The sequence below is a fragment of the Halogranum rubrum genome, from assembly GCF_900114455.1.
Classification (GTDB): Archaea; Halobacteriota; Halobacteria; order Halobacteriales; family Haloferacaceae; genus Halogranum; species Halogranum rubrum.
Genome location: NZ_FOTC01000002.1, coordinates 349,865 through 367,157 on the forward strand (window position 1 = coordinate 349,865; position 17,293 = coordinate 367,157).

At 64.1% G+C, this 17,293-nt stretch carries 20 protein-coding genes; 14 read left to right on the forward strand and 6 right to left on the reverse strand.

Annotation, left to right across the window (positions count from 1 at the left end; translation table 11 throughout):
• Positions 1–8 precede the first annotated feature (8 nt).
• The 3 genes from BM083_RS10055 (at position 9) to BM083_RS10065 (ending at position 1,864) form a co-directional block, all read left to right on the forward strand.
• Positions 9–809 (forward strand): translation initiation factor IF-2 subunit alpha, encoded by an 801-nt coding sequence (locus BM083_RS10055; protein WP_089869062.1) that lies wholly within the window; start codon positions 9–11, stop codon positions 807–809.
• A gap of 8 nt (positions 810–817) precedes the next feature.
• Entirely contained in the window at positions 818–997 is a 180-nt protein-coding gene (locus tag BM083_RS10060; protein WP_089869064.1) for an RNA-protein complex protein Nop10, read from the forward strand.
• A gap of 108 nt (positions 998–1,105) precedes the next feature.
• Positions 1,106–1,864 carry a proteasome assembly chaperone family protein gene (locus BM083_RS10065; RefSeq protein WP_089869066.1) on the forward strand — a complete coding sequence of 253 codons (759 nt, stop codon included), beginning with the start codon at positions 1,106–1,108 and terminating at the stop codon, positions 1,862–1,864.
• A gap of 129 nt (positions 1,865–1,993) precedes the next feature.
• Here BM083_RS10065 and BM083_RS23955 read toward each other — a convergent pair whose 3' ends face one another.
• Both BM083_RS23955 and BM083_RS10070 read right to left on the reverse strand, forming a co-directional pair.
• Entirely contained in the window at positions 1,994–2,122 is a 129-nt protein-coding gene (locus BM083_RS23955) for a hypothetical protein (protein ID WP_009366294.1), read from the reverse strand.
• Between the two features lie 248 nt (positions 2,123–2,370).
• Positions 2,371–2,970 carry a DUF420 domain-containing protein gene (locus BM083_RS10070; protein ID WP_089869068.1) on the reverse strand — a complete coding sequence of 200 codons (600 nt, stop codon included), beginning with the start codon at positions 2,968–2,970 and terminating at the stop codon, positions 2,371–2,373.
• 142 nt (positions 2,971–3,112) lie between these two features.
• Between BM083_RS10070 and BM083_RS10075 the strand changes: the two genes are divergently transcribed.
• The 5 genes from BM083_RS10075 to BM083_RS23960 are packed head-to-tail and all read left to right on the forward strand — an operon-like array spanning position 3,113 to position 6,655.
• Positions 3,113–4,291: a threonine synthase gene (locus tag BM083_RS10075; RefSeq protein WP_089869069.1), complete on the forward strand. Its 1,179-nt coding sequence runs from the start codon at positions 3,113–3,115 to the stop codon at positions 4,289–4,291.
• 51 nt (positions 4,292–4,342) lie between these two features.
• A complete protein-coding gene (locus BM083_RS10080) occupies positions 4,343–5,044 on the forward strand; it encodes a metal-dependent transcriptional regulator (RefSeq protein ID WP_009366290.1) in 702 nt (233 codons plus the stop codon).
• On the forward strand, positions 5,041–5,751 hold the full coding sequence (locus BM083_RS10085) for a TMEM165/GDT1 family protein (RefSeq protein WP_089869071.1): 711 nt from the start codon (positions 5,041–5,043) through the stop codon (positions 5,749–5,751). Before BM083_RS10080 ends, BM083_RS10085 begins: the two co-directional genes overlap by 4 nt.
• Before the next feature lie 57 nt (positions 5,752–5,808).
• On the forward strand, positions 5,809–6,486 hold the full coding sequence (locus tag BM083_RS10090) for a LysE family translocator (protein ID WP_089869072.1): 678 nt from the start codon (positions 5,809–5,811) through the stop codon (positions 6,484–6,486).
• A gap of 46 nt (positions 6,487–6,532) precedes the next feature.
• Positions 6,533–6,655, forward strand: a complete 123-nt coding sequence (locus BM083_RS23960) for a hypothetical protein (protein ID WP_281244175.1) — start codon at positions 6,533–6,535, stop codon at positions 6,653–6,655.
• Positions 6,656–6,699: 44 nt separating this feature from the next.
• On the opposite strand, the gene BM083_RS10095 is transcribed toward BM083_RS23960, so the two are convergent.
• Positions 6,700–7,584, reverse strand: coding sequence for an alpha/beta hydrolase (locus tag BM083_RS10095; protein WP_089869074.1), 885 nt, complete (start codon positions 7,582–7,584; stop codon positions 6,700–6,702).
• Positions 7,585–7,731: 147 nt separating this feature from the next.
• On the opposite strand from BM083_RS10095, the gene BM083_RS10100 reads away from it, so the two are divergent.
• Positions 7,732–8,784 (forward strand): NAD(P)-dependent glycerol-1-phosphate dehydrogenase, encoded by a 1,053-nt coding sequence (locus tag BM083_RS10100; protein ID WP_089869076.1) that lies wholly within the window; start codon positions 7,732–7,734, stop codon positions 8,782–8,784.
• Positions 8,785–8,796: 12 nt separating this feature from the next.
• Here BM083_RS10100 and BM083_RS10105 read toward each other — a convergent pair whose 3' ends face one another.
• Positions 8,797–9,516 carry a M48 family metallopeptidase gene (locus BM083_RS10105; protein WP_089869078.1) on the reverse strand — a complete coding sequence of 240 codons (720 nt, stop codon included), beginning with the start codon at positions 9,514–9,516 and terminating at the stop codon, positions 8,797–8,799.
• Positions 9,517–9,633: 117 nt separating this feature from the next.
• On the opposite strand from BM083_RS10105, the gene BM083_RS10110 reads away from it, so the two are divergent.
• The 3 genes from BM083_RS10110 (at position 9,634) to BM083_RS10120 (ending at position 13,092) form a co-directional block, all read left to right on the forward strand.
• Positions 9,634–10,911 carry an NAD(P)/FAD-dependent oxidoreductase gene (locus BM083_RS10110; RefSeq protein WP_089869080.1) on the forward strand — a complete coding sequence of 426 codons (1,278 nt, stop codon included), beginning with the start codon at positions 9,634–9,636 and terminating at the stop codon, positions 10,909–10,911.
• Positions 10,912–10,973: 62 nt separating this feature from the next.
• The gene (locus BM083_RS10115; protein WP_089869081.1) at positions 10,974–12,170 is read left to right on the forward strand and encodes an ABC transporter substrate-binding protein; all 1,197 of its coding nucleotides are present in this window, start codon (positions 10,974–10,976) and stop codon (positions 12,168–12,170) included.
• Position 12,171: 1 nt separating this feature from the next.
• Positions 12,172–13,092: an FAD-dependent monooxygenase gene (locus BM083_RS10120; RefSeq protein ID WP_089869084.1), complete on the forward strand. Its 921-nt coding sequence runs from the start codon at positions 12,172–12,174 to the stop codon at positions 13,090–13,092.
• Between the two features lie 5 nt (positions 13,093–13,097).
• Here the strand turns inward: BM083_RS10120 and pdhA are convergent, their stop codons facing one another.
• Positions 13,098–14,189: a pyruvate dehydrogenase (acetyl-transferring) E1 component subunit alpha gene (gene pdhA, locus BM083_RS10125; RefSeq protein WP_089869086.1), complete on the reverse strand. Its 1,092-nt coding sequence runs from the start codon at positions 14,187–14,189 to the stop codon at positions 13,098–13,100.
• 88 nt (positions 14,190–14,277) lie between these two features.
• A complete protein-coding gene (locus BM083_RS10130) occupies positions 14,278–15,318 on the reverse strand; it encodes an NAD(P)-dependent alcohol dehydrogenase (protein ID WP_089869088.1) in 1,041 nt (346 codons plus the stop codon).
• A 104-nt stretch (positions 15,319–15,422) separates the two neighbouring features.
• Here BM083_RS10130 and BM083_RS10135 point away from each other — a divergent pair, with 104 nt between their 5' ends.
• Positions 15,423–16,484, forward strand: a complete 1,062-nt coding sequence (locus tag BM083_RS10135) for an amidohydrolase family protein (RefSeq protein WP_089869090.1) — start codon at positions 15,423–15,425, stop codon at positions 16,482–16,484.
• Complete coding sequence (locus BM083_RS10140; RefSeq protein ID WP_089869092.1) at positions 16,484–17,293, forward strand: iron-sulfur cluster assembly protein; 810 nt, start codon at positions 16,484–16,486, stop codon at positions 17,291–17,293. Before BM083_RS10135 ends, BM083_RS10140 begins: the two co-directional genes overlap by 1 nt.

Below are 17,293 nucleotides of genomic sequence, written 5' to 3' on the forward strand. Positions count from 1 at the left end.
GACCCAGTATGAAGTACAGTGGCTGGCCTGACAAAGGTGACCTCGTCGTCGGTAAAGTCGACGAGATCGCCGACTTCGGTGTCTTCATCGACCTCGAAGAGTACGAGAACAAGCGCGGCCTCGTCCACATCAGCGAAGTCGCGAGTGGCTGGATCAAGAACGTCCGCGACCACGTCCGCGAGGGACAGACGGTCGTCGCCAAGGTGCTCGACATCGACGAGGGCTCCCAACAGATCGACCTCTCGATCAAGGACGTCAACGAACACCAGCGCAAGGACAAGATTCAGGACTGGAAGAACGAGCAGAAGGCCGACAAGTGGATGGCCATCGCGTTCGGCGAGGACGTCTCCGACGAGCAGTACGGCGCCGTCGCTAACGCCCTCATCGCCGAGTACGACTCGCTCTACGATGGGTTCGAGCAAGCGGCCATCCACGGGATGGAAGCACTCGAAGACGTCGACCTCGAAGAAGACGAGAAGCAGGCCGTCGTCGAGACGGCCCGCGAGAACGTCTCCGTCCCCTACGTCAACGTCACCGGCTACGTCGACCTCCGCTGTCCGACGCCGGACGGCGTCGACGACATCAAAGAGGCGCTGAAAGCCGCCGAGGGCAACGGCGAGATTCCCGACGAAGTCGAACTCACCGTCGCCTACGTTGGGTCACCGGAGTACCGCATCAAGGTGCGCGCGCCCGACTACAAGACCGCCGAATCGGAACTGGAAGCGAGCGCCAAGCGCGCCCGTGAGGCCATCGAGGCCGTCGGCGGGACTGGCGAGTACCACCGCGAGCGGACGGAAGACGACGAGTAACTTCGCCGATGCACTCGGACATCCGGGTCTGTTCGGCGTGGCGAGAGAGTCACCCGCGCCCGGTGTACACGCTCTCGGACACCTGTCCGGAGTGTGGTGCCGACGCCGAGAACAGTGCGCCCGCCCCGTTCAACCCCGAAGACCCCTACGGCGAGTATCGCCGTGCGGCGAAGCGCCGACGCGAGTGACCGTCGCCGCCCCGTTCGCGTCACGTGTTCTTATTCGCTCCCGAGCGACGGCTTCGACGGAGACTCCGCTTCAAACTTATTAAGGCGGCGCGTCCCTTCGGGACGCCCATGGAAGACATCGAAATCGACGAACTGGCGGACCCGGAACTCGACGACCCGGTCTTCATCGAGGGGCTGCCGGGCGTCGGCCACGTCGGGAAACTCGCCGCGGAGTATCTGCTCGAAGAGTTCGACACCGAACTCGTTCGTCGTGTCTACGCCGACGAGTTCCCCCCACAGGTCAACATCGACGACGAGGGTGTCGCGTCGCTCACCTGTGCGGAGTTCCACGCCGTGGATGCAGCGGGCACGGACCTACTCGTTCTCACCGGTGACCATCAGGCCCAGTCCAACGAAGGCCACTACCACCTGACCGACACCTTCCTCGACGTCGCCGAGGAGTTCGGTGCGACACGAGCGTTCGCCCTCGGCGGCGTCCCCACCGGCGAACTCATCGACGAGTACACCGTCCTCGGTGCGGTGACCGACGAGTCGCTCGTCGAGATTCTCGAAGGCGCAGGTGTCGAGTTCCGCGACGACGAACCCGCGGGCGGCATCGTCGGCGTCAGCGGTCTGGTACTCGGACTGGGCGGCCGCCGTGGCTTCGAAGCGGCCTGCCTGATGGGCGAGACCAGCGGCTACCTCGTCGACCCGAAGAGTGCTCGTGCGGTGCTCGAAGTGCTCGAAGAGGTGGTCGGCTTCGAACTCGACTACGCCGGACTGGAGGAGCGCGCCGAGGAGATGGAGGAAGTCGTCGGCAAGATTCAGGAGATGCAGGACCAACAGCAGGGGATGCCGACGGGCGACGACCTGCGGTACATCGGCTGAGCGACGCGTCTGCGACGTAGTGGTCGAGTAAGGTCGAGTAGTGATCGAGAGAACAGACCGACGCGCCGACTTCGTATAACTTCTCGTCGCTTCAGATGGTCACAAAACCGTACTGCACAGAGCCGTCTTCTACTCGCCGTACTCGACGTGGTGTCCGGTCTCGTTGTGGTGGTCGAGTGCCTGCGACGACATCTCGCCGACGTCGTCTTCGTTAACTGTCCACGCGCATTCTTGGCAACTGTAGCCCGTCGTCGACATACATGCTACTCTCTCACGAACCGGATTAACAGTCGTCCCCAAACGAATTGGGTGTCCGCTCGGTTACACGTTTTCGGTCGTCTCCACACGACGAGAACTCGACTGTTCGACGACGAGAAGTACGCTCCGAATGGATGGTTCTCTCCCCCGGAGAACACTTGAAAACCGCTGTCGATTTGCAATAGTCTATTGAGCGATGGAGAGTCGTCCCGAGTCGAAAGAACGGAGCGCGAACGACGGTTAGACGACTACGCTGCGGCGAACTCGTAGCCGTACACCCAGTTCAGCATGACGTAGGTGACGACACCGAGCGAGAGCGACAGAATCCACGACCCCGCCGCGATACGGCCGACCTTTTTATGCGGCGTCTCCTGTCGAAGTTCCGTCGGCGTGTGCGTGATGCCGAGGATGAGTGCGTAGAGCACCACCGGCACGGCGACGATAGAGAGGATGATGTGGATAGCGAGCATCGCGAGGTAGGCGTAGTACACCAACTGCGGCGCGCCGACTATCTCCTTCGTCCCACCGCCGCCAATCTTCGTGAGATAGAGCACGAGGAAGACGAGGATGAGGCCGAACGACCCGGCCATCGCGTGAGCGTGTTTCTTCACCTCGCCGCGTCGAATCCACCGCCAGCCGAGGACCAAGAGAATCGTCGCCGTCGTGTTGACCGCGGCGATGGCGTGCGAGAGGAGGTTCACCTGCTGGAGCGAGAGGTCGGGAAACACGCGCTGGGGGACGAGACCGGCGAACGTGCCGATGACGAGCGCGTATCCGACGACCGAGAGAATCGCCGTCGCGGCCGCCGGATGCTCCTTCATCCGACCGCTGACGCTGGCTGTAGCCATAGCCGAGGGTTGGGAACGGCCGGATATGTCGTTTCGGATTCCGGGTCGGGTTTCGAGTCTCAGTTGACAGGCAATCGAGAGATGCGGGTCGACGAGCGAGAGAGACGGGAAGCGATTAGTCGTTCGCGCCGAAGCCTCGGGTATGGAGACGACGGAAGCGTTCGACGGACTCGAATGCACGGACTGCGGGGCGACGTTCGACGCGACCGAACTCGGGCGTTGTCCCGACTGCGACGCGCCGCTCGACGCCGTCTACGACTACGACGCCGTCGACATCGACCGCGAAACCCTCTCGCCACGGCCACACGAGGGTCTGTGGCAGTTCGACGCGCTCCTGCCGTTTCCGGCGTCGACGGCAATCACCACTGCAGAAGGTGCGACGCCGCTCGTCGAAGCCCCCCGGTTCACCGACGAACTCGACGTCGAGCGCGTCGTCATCAAAGACGACGGCCGAAATCCGACCGGGACGACCCTTGACCGCGGGTTCTCGGTGGCGATGACGGCCGTCGCACAGCAAGAGAGAGACGACGTGACTATCGCCTCGCCGGGTAACGGTGCGCAGTCGCTCGCGGCCTACGCCGGACGGGCGAACGTCCGACACCACTCGTTCGTTCCGTCGCGCTCGACGTTTCACAACAAGGCGATGACGAACGTCCACGGCGGCGACATGCGCGTCGTCGGCGGACGGTTCCCCGACGCCGTCGAAGCGAAAGCCGACGGCGTCCTTGACGGGTGGGTCGACCTACAGGAGTTCACGACGCCCTACCGACACGAGGGCGTGAAGACGCTCGCCTACGAAATCGCCGCCGGACTCGACTGGACCGTCCCCGACGCCGTCGTCGTTCCGACGGGGACGGGCGAGTTCCTCGTCGGCGTCGAGAAAGGCTTTCGTGAGCTTCAGACGGTAGGACTCGTCGACGACGTGCCGCGACTCGTCGCCGCTCAACCCGAGGGCTGTGCGCCCATCGCGACGGCGTGGGAGCGCGGACTGGAGACGCCGGAACCGTGGTCTGGCCCCGACACCATCTGCGGTGAGTTGGAGATAACCGACCCCGCTGGTGGTGAACTCGCACTGCGCGCACTCGACGCGACGGACGGTGCGGCAGTCACCGTCGCCGACGACGATGCACTGGAGAGCGCCTACTCTGCGGCCCGCTACGAGGGTATCGAGATGGGAGCGAACGCGGGCGTCGCCGCCGCGGGCGCGTGGGAACTCGCCGACGAGTTCGACTCGGATGCGACTGTCGTCCTCCTGAACACCGAAGCGGGCGGCAAGAGTTCGGACCTCCTGCGGAGTCACCTGATGGGCAAGGGCATCTAGTCGCCTCTTCGACCCACCAACTATTTGCGTTCGACACGTCTAATCCGAGGTATGCTGAGCGACGTGATGGAGGACTATCTGAAGGCGATTTACATCCTGCAGGTCGAACACGGACCGCCGGTGTCGACGTCGGACATCGCCGAGTATCTCGACAAGACCCCGCCCACCGTGACCAGTATGGTCGGGAAACTCGAAGAGCGCGGTCTGGTCGACCGAGAGAAGTACAAGGGCGTCGAGTTGACCCGCGAGGGTGAGACGGTCGCACTCGAAGTGCTCCGGCACCATCGCTTGCTCGAAGCCTACCTGACCGAGCATCTCGACTACTCGTGGAGCGAAGTCCACGACGAGGCCGACACACTCGAACACCACATCAGCGAGGAGTTCGAGCGTCGCGTCGCCGACCTCCTCGGCAACCCGACGGTCGACCCCCACGGCGACCCGATTCCGAGTCCCGACCTCGAACCACTCGAAGAGGACGAGACGAACCGTCTCAGTGACCACGGTGTCGGCGAACGGGTCGTCGTCACGCGCGTCAGCGACCGTGACGAAGAGGAACTGGAGTATCTCGAACAGGCAGGTGTCACACCCGGGACGACGCTCGAAATCGTCGACGTCGCTCCGTTCGGAATGGTGACCGTCCGCGCCGTCGAGACAGCTCGTGAACAGAGTCTCCCCGAGTCCGTCGCCGACTCCATCCGTGTCAGGTCCGCAGGTGCCGACGAACCGGCACAAGCGGAGGCGAACGGCGCGTGAGCGGGTTCACCGAAATCGTCGTCGTCGCCCTCGTCGCGCAACTCGCCGTCCTCCCCGGCGAGAAAGTGCAGTTCATCATCGCCGGATTGTCGACACGGTACAGTCCGCTCGTCGTCGTGAGCGCCGCCGGAACCGCCTTCGCCGGGTGGACCGCCCTCGAAATCTGGTTCGGACAGGCGCTCAAGACGGCGCTTCCGCCCGTCGTCCTCGACGCCGTCACCGTGGTGCTGTTCACCGTCTTCGCCGTCCTGCTGTGGCGGTCCGCGCCCGACGAACACGCGACGCCGGAAGACGTCGCCGCGTCGACGGACGGGGGGTTCGCCGCGGCGCCGAACGTGAACCTGCCGACGGTCGCCGGGTACGACCTCTCGTCGTCCTTTGGCGGCTTTCTACCCATCTTCGTGATGATGGCCGCCGGCGAGTTCGGGGACAAGACCCAACTCGTCACCATCGGACTGGCCGTCCAGTACGGTGCGACGCCCGCCATCTGGGTCGGCGAGATGCTCGCTATCATCCCGGTCAGCCTCGCCAACGCGTACTTCTTCAACCGGTTCTCCCACCGGTTCGACGTGCGGCGTGCCCACCAGTTCGCGGCCGGACTGTTCGCGTTCTTCGCCGCCGACACGGTGCTCTCCATCCTCACCGGCTTTTCGGTGTGGGAGACTGCCGTCGGTGCCGTCTCCGACGCCGTGCTCACGCTGCTATAAACTGAAACCCGTCGTTTCGAGGCGTTTTTCACGGCTCCGCACTTCCCTGCAACGTACATGGTCGGACTACTCGGGTCGGCGCTCGCCGGTGTCGTCTTCGGACTCGCACTGGCAGCGCCGCCCGGACCGATGAACGCCGTCATCGCCGAGGAGAGTGTCGTCCGCGGGTGGGACGCCGGCTTTCGCGCCGGACTCGGCGCGCTGACCGCCGACGCGACGTTCTTCGTGCTCGCGTTTTTGGGTGTCGTCTCGTTCGTCGAGCAGTTTCCGACGCTCCAAGCCGTCATGGTCGGCGTCGGGGGCCTGCTCATGCTCTACTTCGCCTACGGCGCGGCACAGGAAGTCGAGGGGACGTTCCGTTCCGAGGGCGTCGACGACGACAGCACCGGCTTTCGGCGAGCGTTCGTGCTCGCGCTGACGAACCCCTATCAAATCCTGTTCTGGCTCACCATCGGCGTCGGCCTGCTCGAACCGGGGCGCGTCGACGTGCTCGCGGAGATGCCCTACGTCGGGTCGGACCTCGCGGGCCTGCTCGTCGTCGAGACGGGGAGTCCGGCGCTCATCGTCGGCTTCTTCCTCGGCATCCTGCTCTGGGCGTCTGGCTTTCCGGCGGCGCTCGTCACCGCCGAACGCCGCGTCGAATCGTTCGCGCCCGTCGTCGCGGGTGTGAGTGCGCTGGTCCTCGGCGGATTCGGCGTGCTCTTCTTGTGGGACGCGGTGACGACGCTCTTCTGATGCTCCTGGCCGACACGTTCTTGCCTCGTGGTATCGTGTACCACCCGTGAGTTCGATATTCAGCCGACTGTTCCGCGTCATCCGCATCGCTGACGATATCAGAAGCATCGTCCGAGCGTTCAAGCTACTCAGCAAGGCGGTTCGAAAACTGGGCCGACCGAGTTTCTGAGTCCGCCGAGACGGATTTTTTGGGTCCGAGCCTCGGAGCGACGGCTACGGCATGTCGCCGACGATGTCGTCGGCGATGGTCGCCAGATAGTTCGAGTGGTCGTCGCCGACCTGACTCTCGACGTCGTGGTCGGCGTAGTTCGGCGGCGCGACGTTGCCGCTCTCGATACCCGTCTCGCCGAGTGCCTGGTCGAACTCGATGGTGTTGTAGACGAACTGGAGGACGTCGTCGGCGGCGTTGTAGTAGTTGTGTACCTCGCCGACTTCGTTGTACAGCGCGTCGTACGTCTCTCGGTCCTCCGTCGTCGGGACTTCGTTGTCCGTCGCCGCACCGAAGGGGTGGACTGACCGAATCTGGTGGCCGTTGTCATCCCACCACGAACTGTCGTCGAGGACGCGAACCGCGTTGAACAGCACCTGCGCGCCGAGCGAGTGGCTGGTGAAGCGCAGCGTCGAATCCGGGCAGTAGTACTTGAAGTCGACGGCGAACTGTGCGAGTTTGATGCCAGTCTGTTGAGCGATGTCTTTCGAGACGCCCCATCCGTAGTCCCAGCCACCGCCCTTGTCGTTGTCCCACGTCATGCCGACAACGGTGCCAGCGTAGCCCGCGTTCGTCAACTCGGCGTCCGCCTCGGCCATCTTGTCGAGTGCGGCCTGTTCGGCGTCGCTCTCGCTACTCTTCTTGTCCCAGCCGTGGACGAAGACGGTGACGTCACCGACACAGCCAGTATCGACGCCGGGAACGTCGCCGCTCGTCCCGTAGTCGTACTGCGTGTGACCGCTGGTGAGGTCCCCGTCGTCGTCGAAGTGGTCCCGTGTCGTGATGTACGGGGTACTGGCCGCCGCCGCGGTGCCAGCGGACCCGAGGACACCGAGTCCGGAGAGCGTTGCGCCTGTCGCCGAGAGGAACTGCCTACGGTTGACGTTCATTGATAACTCACTCGCCGTTCGACGAGTTACTTCGAGAGCCACGGCAGTAGATATTAAATCTGTCCCAAATTGGATAAATATTCATATAGAATTCGTAGCGTCGGTTCGACGGGAAAGGGTTTCAATGCCCGCGCGTGACTCCCGGATATGTTCGACAAATCGACGTGGATCAAACTCCCGCGAAACGTCCTCGTGGGCCACGGCGTCCTCGACCAGTTGGGCGAGGCGGTCGACGAGTTGTATCTCTCCGGCCGACCGCTCGTCGTCACCAGTCCGACGCCGAACGACCTCGCAGGCGACCGCGTGACAGCACAGTTCGCGGCCGACGACCCGGCGACGGTCGTCGTCGAGACGGCGAGTTTCGAGTCGATCGAGCGCGTCATCGACACCGCCGAACGCGAGGACGCGGGCTACCTCATCGCTCTCGGCGGCGGGAAACCGATAGACATCGCGAAGATGGCCTCCGACCATCTGAACCTCGGGTTCGTCGCGGTGCCGACGGCCGCCAGCCACGACGGCATCGTCTCCGGGCGCTCGTCGATTCCCGAGGGTGACAGTCGCCATTCTGTTGCTGCTGACCCGCCGCTGGCCGTCGTCGCCGACACGGAGATTCTCGCGAAGGCTCCGTGGGAACTCACGACTGCGGGCTGTGCGGACATCATCTCGAACTACACGGCAGTGAAAGACTGGCGACTCGCCAACCGGTTGAAGAACGTCGAGTACTCGGAGTACGCGGGCGCGCTTTCGGAACTCACGGCCGAGATGCTCGTCGAGAGCGCCGACTCTATCAAGAAAGGTCACGAGGAGTCGGCGTGGATTGTCACCAAAGCGCTCGTCTCCTCGGGTGTCGCCATGTCTATCGCGAGTTCGTCGCGTCCGGCCAGCGGCGCGGAACATCTCTTCTCGCACCAACTCGACCGCATCGCGCCCGGACAGGCCATCCACGGCCATCAGGTCGGCGTCGGCTCTATCATGACCGAGTACCTCCACAGCGGCGCGAAAGGTCAGTGGTCGGATATCCGCGACGCCCTCGCCAGCATCGACGCGCCGACGACAGCAGACGAGTTGGGAATCAGTGACGAACTCGTCGTCGAGGCGCTGACCACGGCGCACACGATTCGTGACCGCTACACCATCCTCGGCGACGGTATCACCGAAGAGGCCGCCATCGAGGTGGCGACGCGGACGGGCGTCATCTAGCCACTTAGCTGCCTAGTCATCTGATTCGACCACCGTCGTGTCGGACTCGGTCTCCGTTCTCACCGTCTGTGCCGACCCCCGCAACCGACCGACTCGCTCACCGAGCGTCGGATGTCGCGCGAGGAGTCGACGGAGGCCCACGTCGTCTCGCCGGAGATACCCTGCCTGTCCGAGTCGGTCGAGTGCGTCGGCGAGGGCTACCCCATCGGCGTGACGGGTGACGTAGGCGTCGGCGTCGTACTCGCTCCAACGCGACGTGGCGAAGGAAGCGAGCGTGACGGGGGCGACGAGGAGTAACCCTCCAAGAAACGCGCCGCCGACGTCGGCGCTGACCGCCGCGGCCCACGTGACGACGAAGAGCGTCGGCAGACCGAGTCGAGGAAAGACGTGGTAGCGACGCAGATGGCCGAGTTCGTGAGCGACGACGCCGGCCAGTTCGGCGGGCGTGAGTACCTCGACGAGTCGCTCGGTGACGTAGACGTATCGGTGGCCCGGGACGACGCCGACGGCGAAGGCCGTCGGTACACCCTCTGGCCGGGCGACGACGCGGACGCCGTCGACGGGGACGCCGTAGTGAGCGAGCGTCTCGCGCTCGGTCCGAGAGAGTCGACGCGCACCGACCGTCGCCGCGAGCACGGAGGGGCCGGCGAGGACGCCGCTCACACCGAGGACGATGAGTGCCGTGAGAAACGGCCAGTCTCGAAGAAACGTTTCGACTGCCGTGAGGACCATCTCCGGTGTGTAGCGAGCCGTCGATTATAGGTTTTCTGCGCGTTCGACTCGAACGAGAGTCTCTGTCCGCCTGCCGTTTCCCGCCGAGTTTAGTACTGTCCGTCCGAAGTCACATCCATGCAGGACGAATCCGTCGTCGTGGTCGGTGCTGGACTCGCGGGTCTGGTCACCGCTCGACGTCTCGCGGCCGCCGATATCGACGTGACGGTGTACGAACGCCGGGACGGAGTCGGGGGACGAGTGCGGACGGAGCGGCGCGGCGGCTACCGCCTCGACCGTGGGTTTCAGGTGCTCTTCACCGCCTACCCGATGGTCAAAGCCGAGTTGGACCTCGACGCCCTCGACCTTCGGACGTTCAAACCCGGCGCGACCATCGCCCGCCCGGGGAAGCGGTCGGTCCTCTCGGACCCGCTTCGAGACCCCGGTGCCCTCCTCTCGTCGGTGAAGAACGACGAGGTGTCGACTACCGACAAACTCCGGACGCTCGCGCTTCGTCAGCACGTCACCGGCCAGCGCGAAGACGAGACGTTCACCGGTCGGGACCAGAGCATCCGAGACTATCTGAAGGAGTGGGGGTTCTCTCGGCAGTACGTCGAGAACTTCGTCGCCCCCTTCTACGGCGGCATCACGCTCGACCGGTCGCTGTCGACGTCGAAACACGTCTTCGAGTACACCTTCCGCGCGCTCTCGGAGGGGTCGATTGCCGTGCCCGCCGAGGGAATGCAGGCGATTCCCGAGCAACTGGCCGGGAACGCCCGCGAGGCCGGTGCGGAGATTCGACTGAGTGAACCGGTCGAGTCCATCGTCGACGACGGCGACGGCGTGACCGTCACGACGGGTTCGGAGACAGTGGCTGCCGACGCCGTCGTCGTCGCTACGGACCCGAAGCGCGCCACGGAACTCACTGAAGTCGAAGCGATTCCGACCGAGGCCCGTAGCTGTGTGACACAGCACTACCGCCTCCCCGCGGGCGATGCGCCCGACACGGGCAAGCGACTACTGCTCAACGCGGGCGACGAGTCACCGAACACCGTCGTCAACATGACCGCCGTCGCTCCCGAGTACGCGCCCGGCGACGTCGACCTGTTGAACGCGACGTTCCTCGGCGAGCAGGTTCTCGACGCCTCCGCGGAGGAACTCGAACGGCGAACGCGGGAGACGCTGGAGGGGTGGTACCCCGACCAGAGTTTCGACGAACTCGAACGCATCGAGACCCACCGAATCCCCTTCGCACAGTTCGACCAACCGCCGGGCGTCCACGAGACGCTCCCCGACACCCGCGCGGCGGGTGGCCGCGTCTACCTCGCGGGCGACTACACGCAGTGGTCGTCGATTCAAGGCGCGATGCGAAGCGGTCGGAACGCCGCCGAAGCCCTCGTCATCGACCTGTTCTGACGACGGGTTTAGGGCCGCCAAAAAATCGGAACTACTTTAGTCATTTAGGCGAGCCTAAACCCATGAAGCGCGACGACACCACCGCATCGAGCGTCGGTCGCAGAGCATATCTGAAGTACGGTGCACTCCTCGGCGGCGGGTTACTCGCCGGATGTACCGGCAACGCGTCGGAATCCGGGTCGAACACGACGACGGGAGACGCGGCGTCGACGACTGCGGCGACGACGGAGGCAGAGACGGAGACGTCCGAGAGCCAGAGTGAAAGTGGGTCGTACTCCGTCTCGATGGAACCGGTCGGGGAAGTCACCTTCGAGAGCGTCCCCGAGACGTGGGTCGCCAACAACGGGAGTTGGGCCGACATGGGCATCGCACTCGGTCTGGAACCGCCGAAGGGCGTCTGGCTGACCAATCGCTACCACACGCAGTACTACGACGAGATAGACGGCGTCTCCGTCGACAAGAGCGACATGGTCTCGCTCTATCAGGACGGCGTCAGCAAGGAACTGTTCTACGAACTCGACGCCGACGTCCACGTCATCGACCCCAACTTCCTGCTGAACCGATTCAAAGGCTGGGAACAAGCCGACGTCGACGAGATTGCCGAACAGGTGGGTCCGTTCTTCGGCAACTGCATCTACGCCCAGCACTACCCGTGGCACGAGGACTACCGCTACTACACCCTCTACGAAGGCTTCGAGAAACTCGCGCAGGTCTTCCAGCGCACGGACCGCTACGAGGCGTTTGCGACCCTGCACGAGGAGTTCCAGTCGAACGTCGAGTCGGTCGTCCCTGGCGAGAGTGAGCGCCCGTCCGTCGCCGTCCTGTGGGGCGTCGGCGACGAACCCGAGGAGTTCTACCCGTACATCGTCGGCGAGGGAACCGGGTTCAAACATCTGACCGACCTCGGCGTGAAGGACGCGCTGGCGAACTCGGACGTGAAGGACTTCCACGGCAGTCGCGCGGCCATCGACCTCGAAACCGTCCTCGAAGTCGACCCCGAGGTGCTCATGCTCCGCGGATACGAGTCGAAGAGTAGAGAAGAGTTCCAGAGTACGGTCGTCGAGTCGCTGAAGAACCACGAGACGGCGAGCGCACTGACTGCCGTCGAGAACGGTGACGTCTACCGCGCGGGTGGTCTGTATCAGGGCCCCATCACGAACCTCGTGTTGACCCAGCGCACCGCGAAACAGCTGTACGGCGTCGAAGAGTCGCTCTACGACGGCAAGCGCGTCGCCGACATCGTCGCCGGAGAGTTCTGAGATGGACTCCGACGGGGTAGACTCGACGCTCGACTACGACGTGGTGGTCGTCGGTGGCGGGCCATCTGGCTGTTCGGCCGGTGTGTTCACTGCCCGGTACGGACTCGACACCGTCGTCTTCGACCGTGGGAAGGCGGCGCTCAGACGGGCCGCGTACGTCGAGAACTATCTGGGCTTTCCGGCGGGCGTCGGTATCGAGACGCTCTACGACCTGATGCACGACCACGCCGAGGAGGCCGGATGCGAGTACGTTCCGGACCTCGTGGAGTCGGTCGAGCGCCGCGAGGCTGAAGGCGAAGAGAGCGGTGGATTCGTCGTCCAAACACAGGAGGGACGAACGGTCTCCACGAGATACGTCGTCGCAGCGTCGTGGTACGACGGCGAGTATCTCCGACCGCTCGGCGGCGACGAGATGTTCGAGGAACACAGCCACGGCGACGAAGTCCACGAACACTTCGACCCGGACTACGCGGACGACGACGGTCGGACGCCGGTCGACGACCTCTACGTCGTCGCACCGGCCGGTGAACGCAACGCCCAGGCCATCATCGCCGCCGGACAGGGCGCGTACGTCGCTCGCTGTCTGCTCGAAGACCATCGCCACGAAGAGGGCCTCCCGAGTACGGTCGACAGACACTACGACTGGCTTCGCCCGGACTCGGAGTTCTCCGGCGAGTGGGGCGACCGCGAGCGGTGGCGTGAGTGGTTCGACGACCAGTTCGACGAGGCCGAGGTGAGCGACGAGCGACTGGCCGAACTTCGCGAGCGCTACATCGACCGTGCGTTCGAGACGCGCCTCTCCGACGAGGAGGTCGAAGCGCGCGAGGAGCAGGGTCAGAAGCGACTGCTCGACCACGTCGACGACGACCTGATTCTCGAACGGGCACGCGAACTAGCGGCCGAACAGCAAGCCGAGTTCTAACTCACTCACTCTCGCAAAAACGCGTCGTCGCCGTGTTTCTCGCGGAGTCGTCGAAGTTCGTCACGCTGTTCTCGCAGGTGCGGTGGCGTCTCGGCGTAGGTGTACTCGAACATGTCGTCGGGGTCGGCCTCTAACTCCTCGATGGTGGCGAGAGCGTCGGCGACGTGGTCGTGGACCTCTGTCTCTATCGCGTCGGCACGTTCGTCGTCGAGACGCCCCGTCTCTCGCAGGAACGTCTCTAACCGTCGAATCGGGTCCCACCGTCGCCACTCGTCTATCTCTTCGTCTTCTCGGTAGGCCGTCGGGTCGTCGGCGGTGGTGTGCGCGCCGTAGCGATACTGGACCGCCTCGACGAGCGTCGGGCGGGGCGTGTCGTCCTCGTCGTTTCGCGCTCTCTCGACTGCGTCTTTCGTGACTTGGTACGTCGCCAGCGGGTCCATCCCGTCGACGCGGACACCCTCGAAGCCGTAGGCCTCGGCCTTCTGTGCGAACGTCGCACTCGCGGTCTGTTGCTCCGTGGGAACGGAGATGGCCCACTGGTTGTTGTGACAGAGAAAGACGCTCGGGGTGTCGAAGACGCCCGCGAAGTTCAGCCCCTCGTGGAAGTCTCCCTCGCTGGTCGCGCCGTCGCCGAAGTGACAGACGAACGCCTTCGACTCGCCTTTCAGTTTCGACGCCCACGCCATCCCCACTGCGTGCGGAATGTGGTCGGCGATGGTGATGTTCAGCGGGAAGACGTGGGCGTCGGCGATGTCGGCATTTCCTTCCTCGTAGCCGACCCAGTACGGCAGATACTCCTCCAGTGCGTCGCGGACGACGATAGCACCGTGTTCGCGGTACTGGTACAGAATCCAGTCGTCCTCGGCGAGCGCGTAGGTCGACCCGACCTGCGACCCCTCTTGTCCAGCGAGTGGTGCGTAGGTGCCGATTCTACCCTGTCGCTGGAGGCTGACCGCCCGCTCGTCGAAGTGTCTCGAACACACCATATCGCGGTACATCCCGACCAGTGCGTCGTCGGACAGCGACGGAACCTCCCGGCCGTCGATACGGTGGCCGTCGGCGTCGAGTACCCGGACGAGACCGTCGTCCATGTTCATTGCTCACAGTCTCACGGCCAGCGTCAAAGTTCCACGTGTCGGAGCAAACTGGAAGTCGAAGGGTGTGAGCGGTGTGTTTACGGTGTATTTACGGCGTGATGACCGCACGCCCCTCGATTTCGCCGTGTTCCAGTCGCTCGGCGACGGTGTTGATGTCGTCGAGGTCGTAGCGACTCGTTCGAAGTTCCACGTCGCCGCGGTCGACGAGTGCGACGAGTTCCTGCAGTTCCGGATACTTGCCGACGAGCGTTCCCTTGTACGAGAACTCGCCGTCGACGAGCGACTGGGAGGGTTCGTGGACGTGGCCGCCGTAGCCGACGATGTGGTGGTCGCCGCCGGCGGCGACGATGTCGGGCGCGAGCGCCGTCGTCTCGTCGCGGCCGACGAAGTCGATTACCTGTTGCGCGCCGACGCCGTCGGTGATGGAGTCGATTTCGGCGGCGACGTCCTCCGAAGACGGGTCGACGGTGTGGTGTGCGCCGAGTTCCTCGGCCAAGTCGCGAGCCTCCTCTTTGAGGTCGAGGGCGGTGATGGTCGTCGCGCTCATCGCGTCCAGACACTGCAGACCGATATGGCCGAGGCCGCCGACGCCGACGACGACGGCGTGGTCACCCGGGTTGAGTTCTCTCGTCGCCTTCTTCACCGCGTGATAGGCCGTGATACCCGCGTCGGCGTGCGGGGCGATGTCTGTCGTATCGACGCCGTCGGGGAGTTTGATGACCGAGCGCTCGGCAGTGAGCAGTTCTTCTGCGAACCCGCCGTCGGTCGTGAGTCCGGGAAAGTCGAGGTTCTCACAGTACATGTCCTCACCGAGTCGACAGGGCCGGCACTTCCCGCAGGTCATCACCGGATGGCAGATGACCTTGTCTCCCTCTTCGACGAGCGTCACTTCCTCGCCCGTGTCGACGACGGTACCGGCGTTCTCGTGGCCGAGTGTCATCGGCAGTGTCTGTTCGACGTAGTCGGTCCACATTCCCTCGACGATGTGGTTGTCTGTCTGGCACCATCCTGCGCCCTCGACTTCGACGACGACGCCATCCGACCGCGTGATGTCGGGTCGGTCGACGTCGTCGATGGACAGTGCCTGTGTCATGTCGTCGGTGTACTCGTGGAGTCTCGCAGCGTCCATGGCACGAGACTAGTCAACAATTCTCAACTAAGTAGTTAGGATACAGGAAAGATAATGATGGTTTACGAAAGATAATTATGTATATTCTCTAGTACGATAGTGCTATGTACCGCTACAAGGGAGAGGACGTGTTCGTCGTCGACGGCCACGTCCACCACTGGGACGCCAGCGAGGAGAACATCAAGCACGAGGGTGGCGAGCAGTTCATCCAGTGTTTCTACGACTACCACACCGGGTTCACGCCAGAGGACCGGCAGTGGACCATCGACGAGTACCGCACGTACGACACCGACCGGATGGTGTCGGACCTCTTCGGGAGCGGGTACGTCGACGTCGCCGTCACCCAACCCACACACCTCGACGAGTTCTACGAGGAGGGGTTCAACCGGGTCGACACGAACGCCGAACTCGCCGAGCAGTATCCCGACCGGTTCGTTGCCAACGGTCGGTTCGACCCGCGTGAGGGCGAGGAAGGGTTGGAGGAACTCGAACGACAGAAAGCGGAGTACGACATCACCGGCGTGAAAGTCTACACCGCCGAGTGGCGCGGCGACTCGAAGGGGTGGCGACTCGACAGTGAGGAGGCCTTCGAGTATCTCCAGAAGTGCGTCGATTTGGGAATCGAAAACATCCACGCTCACAAGGGGCCGACGATTCGGCCCCTGAACAAGGATGCCTTCGACGTCGCCGACATCGACGACGCCGCGACGTCGTTCCCCGACCTGAACTTCGTCGTCGAACACATCGGCCTGCCACGTCTCGACGACTTCTGTTGGATTGCGGCCCAAGAGCCGAACGTCTACGGTGGTCTCGCCGTCGCGGCACCGTTCGCACAGGTCCGACCGAAGAAGTTCGGCGAGATACTGGGCGAACTGCTCTTCTGGTTGGGCGAGGACCGCATCCTCTTCGGGAGTGACTACGCCATCTGGGAACCGGAGTGGCTCATCGAAGCGGTGATGACCGCCGAACTCACCCCCGAACAGCGCGCGGAGTACGGCGTCGAGTTCGACTTAGAGACGAAGAAGAAGGTGATGGGCGAGAACGCCGCCGAGTTGTACGACATCGACATTCCGAAGCGTGCCGACACGCTGCAGGACGACGCCATCAGCGAGGAGTTCGGCTTGACCGGCGGCGACATCGGCCCCGAGGAAGGTGCTGCAGACTGATGGCGGGTCCCATCACTCCGACCGCCGTGCGCGAGCGACTCGACCGCGTCACCGACCCGGAACTCGACCGCTCTATCGTCGCGTTGGGGTACATCGAGTCGGTCGACGTGGACCTTCCAGAAGTCCGCGTCGAGTTCTGTCTGCCCACGGCGTGGTGTTCACCGGCCTTCGCGTGGATGATGGCGACCGACGCCCGCCGGGAGGTGGAGACGCTCTCGGGCGTCGAACGCGCCGTCGTCGTCCTCACGGACCACATGCACGAAGAGGAGATAACCCGCGGCGTCAACGAGGGGATGTCGTTCGAGGCGACGTTCCCCGACGCCGACGGGGACGTGGAGAGCGTTCGGCGTGACCTCGACGAGAAGGCGCTCCTGTCGCGGCAGTATCACGCGGTGTCGGCGCTGCTCGATGCGGGACTGACTCCCGAACAGGTCGTCGGACTGACGCCAGAGCGATTGAACCTCGACCACGTCGACGACGCGGCCGCTGGTTCGGCAGTCCGCGCAGACGGTGCGCCCGAGACACCCGAGGCGACGACCGTGTTCGTCCGCGAGGGCACGGTCGGTATCACCGTCCCGCTCGAATCCACACACTCCTATCTCGCCAAGGCCCGTCCGCTCGGTGTCGTCACGGACGGCTCAGACCCACTCTTTCGGACGCCAGACGGCGAGACGCTCACGGCAGAGAACTTCGAACGCGTCTACCACCGCACACGGCTGACGGCGACGAACATGGACGGACAGGGCGGTATCTGTGCGTACCTCCACGAAGCGCGACAGGGTCGGCGACATCTGGCCGAAGTCGAGTAG

Coding starts and splice junctions, on each gene's coding strand:
- BM083_RS10105 (WP_089869078.1), bottom strand. CDS start 9,516: ATGGTCCTCACGGCAGTCGAAACGTTTCTTCGAGACTGGCCGTTTCTC.
- BM083_RS10060 (WP_089869064.1), top strand. CDS start 818: ATGCACTCGGACATCCGGGTCTGTTCGGCGTGGCGAGAGAGTCACCCG.
- BM083_RS10075 (WP_089869069.1), top strand. CDS start 3,113: ATGGAGACGACGGAAGCGTTCGACGGACTCGAATGCACGGACTGCGGG.
- BM083_RS10090 (WP_089869072.1), top strand. CDS start 5,809: ATGGTCGGACTACTCGGGTCGGCGCTCGCCGGTGTCGTCTTCGGACTC.
- BM083_RS10110 (WP_089869080.1), top strand. CDS start 9,634: ATGCAGGACGAATCCGTCGTCGTGGTCGGTGCTGGACTCGCGGGTCTG.
- BM083_RS10100 (WP_089869076.1), top strand. CDS start 7,732: ATGTTCGACAAATCGACGTGGATCAAACTCCCGCGAAACGTCCTCGTG.
- BM083_RS23955 (WP_009366294.1), bottom strand. CDS start 2,122: ATGTCGACGACGGGCTACAGTTGCCAAGAATGCGCGTGGACAGTTAAC.
- BM083_RS10055 (WP_089869062.1), top strand. CDS start 9: ATGAAGTACAGTGGCTGGCCTGACAAAGGTGACCTCGTCGTCGGTAAA.
- BM083_RS10130 (WP_089869088.1), bottom strand. CDS start 15,318: ATGGACGCTGCGAGACTCCACGAGTACACCGACGACATGACACAGGCA.
- BM083_RS10120 (WP_089869084.1), top strand. CDS start 12,172: ATGGACTCCGACGGGGTAGACTCGACGCTCGACTACGACGTGGTGGTC.
- pdhA (WP_089869086.1), bottom strand. CDS start 14,189: ATGAACATGGACGACGGTCTCGTCCGGGTACTCGACGCCGACGGCCAC.
- BM083_RS10080 (WP_009366290.1), top strand. CDS start 4,343: ATGCTGAGCGACGTGATGGAGGACTATCTGAAGGCGATTTACATCCTG.
- BM083_RS10115 (WP_089869081.1), top strand. CDS start 10,974: ATGAAGCGCGACGACACCACCGCATCGAGCGTCGGTCGCAGAGCATAT.
- BM083_RS10140 (WP_089869092.1), top strand. CDS start 16,484: ATGGCGGGTCCCATCACTCCGACCGCCGTGCGCGAGCGACTCGACCGC.
- BM083_RS10135 (WP_089869090.1), top strand. CDS start 15,423: ATGTACCGCTACAAGGGAGAGGACGTGTTCGTCGTCGACGGCCACGTC.
- BM083_RS10095 (WP_089869074.1), bottom strand. CDS start 7,584: ATGAACGTCAACCGTAGGCAGTTCCTCTCGGCGACAGGCGCAACGCTC.
- BM083_RS10065 (WP_089869066.1), top strand. CDS start 1,106: ATGGAAGACATCGAAATCGACGAACTGGCGGACCCGGAACTCGACGAC.
- BM083_RS10070 (WP_089869068.1), bottom strand. CDS start 2,970: ATGGCTACAGCCAGCGTCAGCGGTCGGATGAAGGAGCATCCGGCGGCC.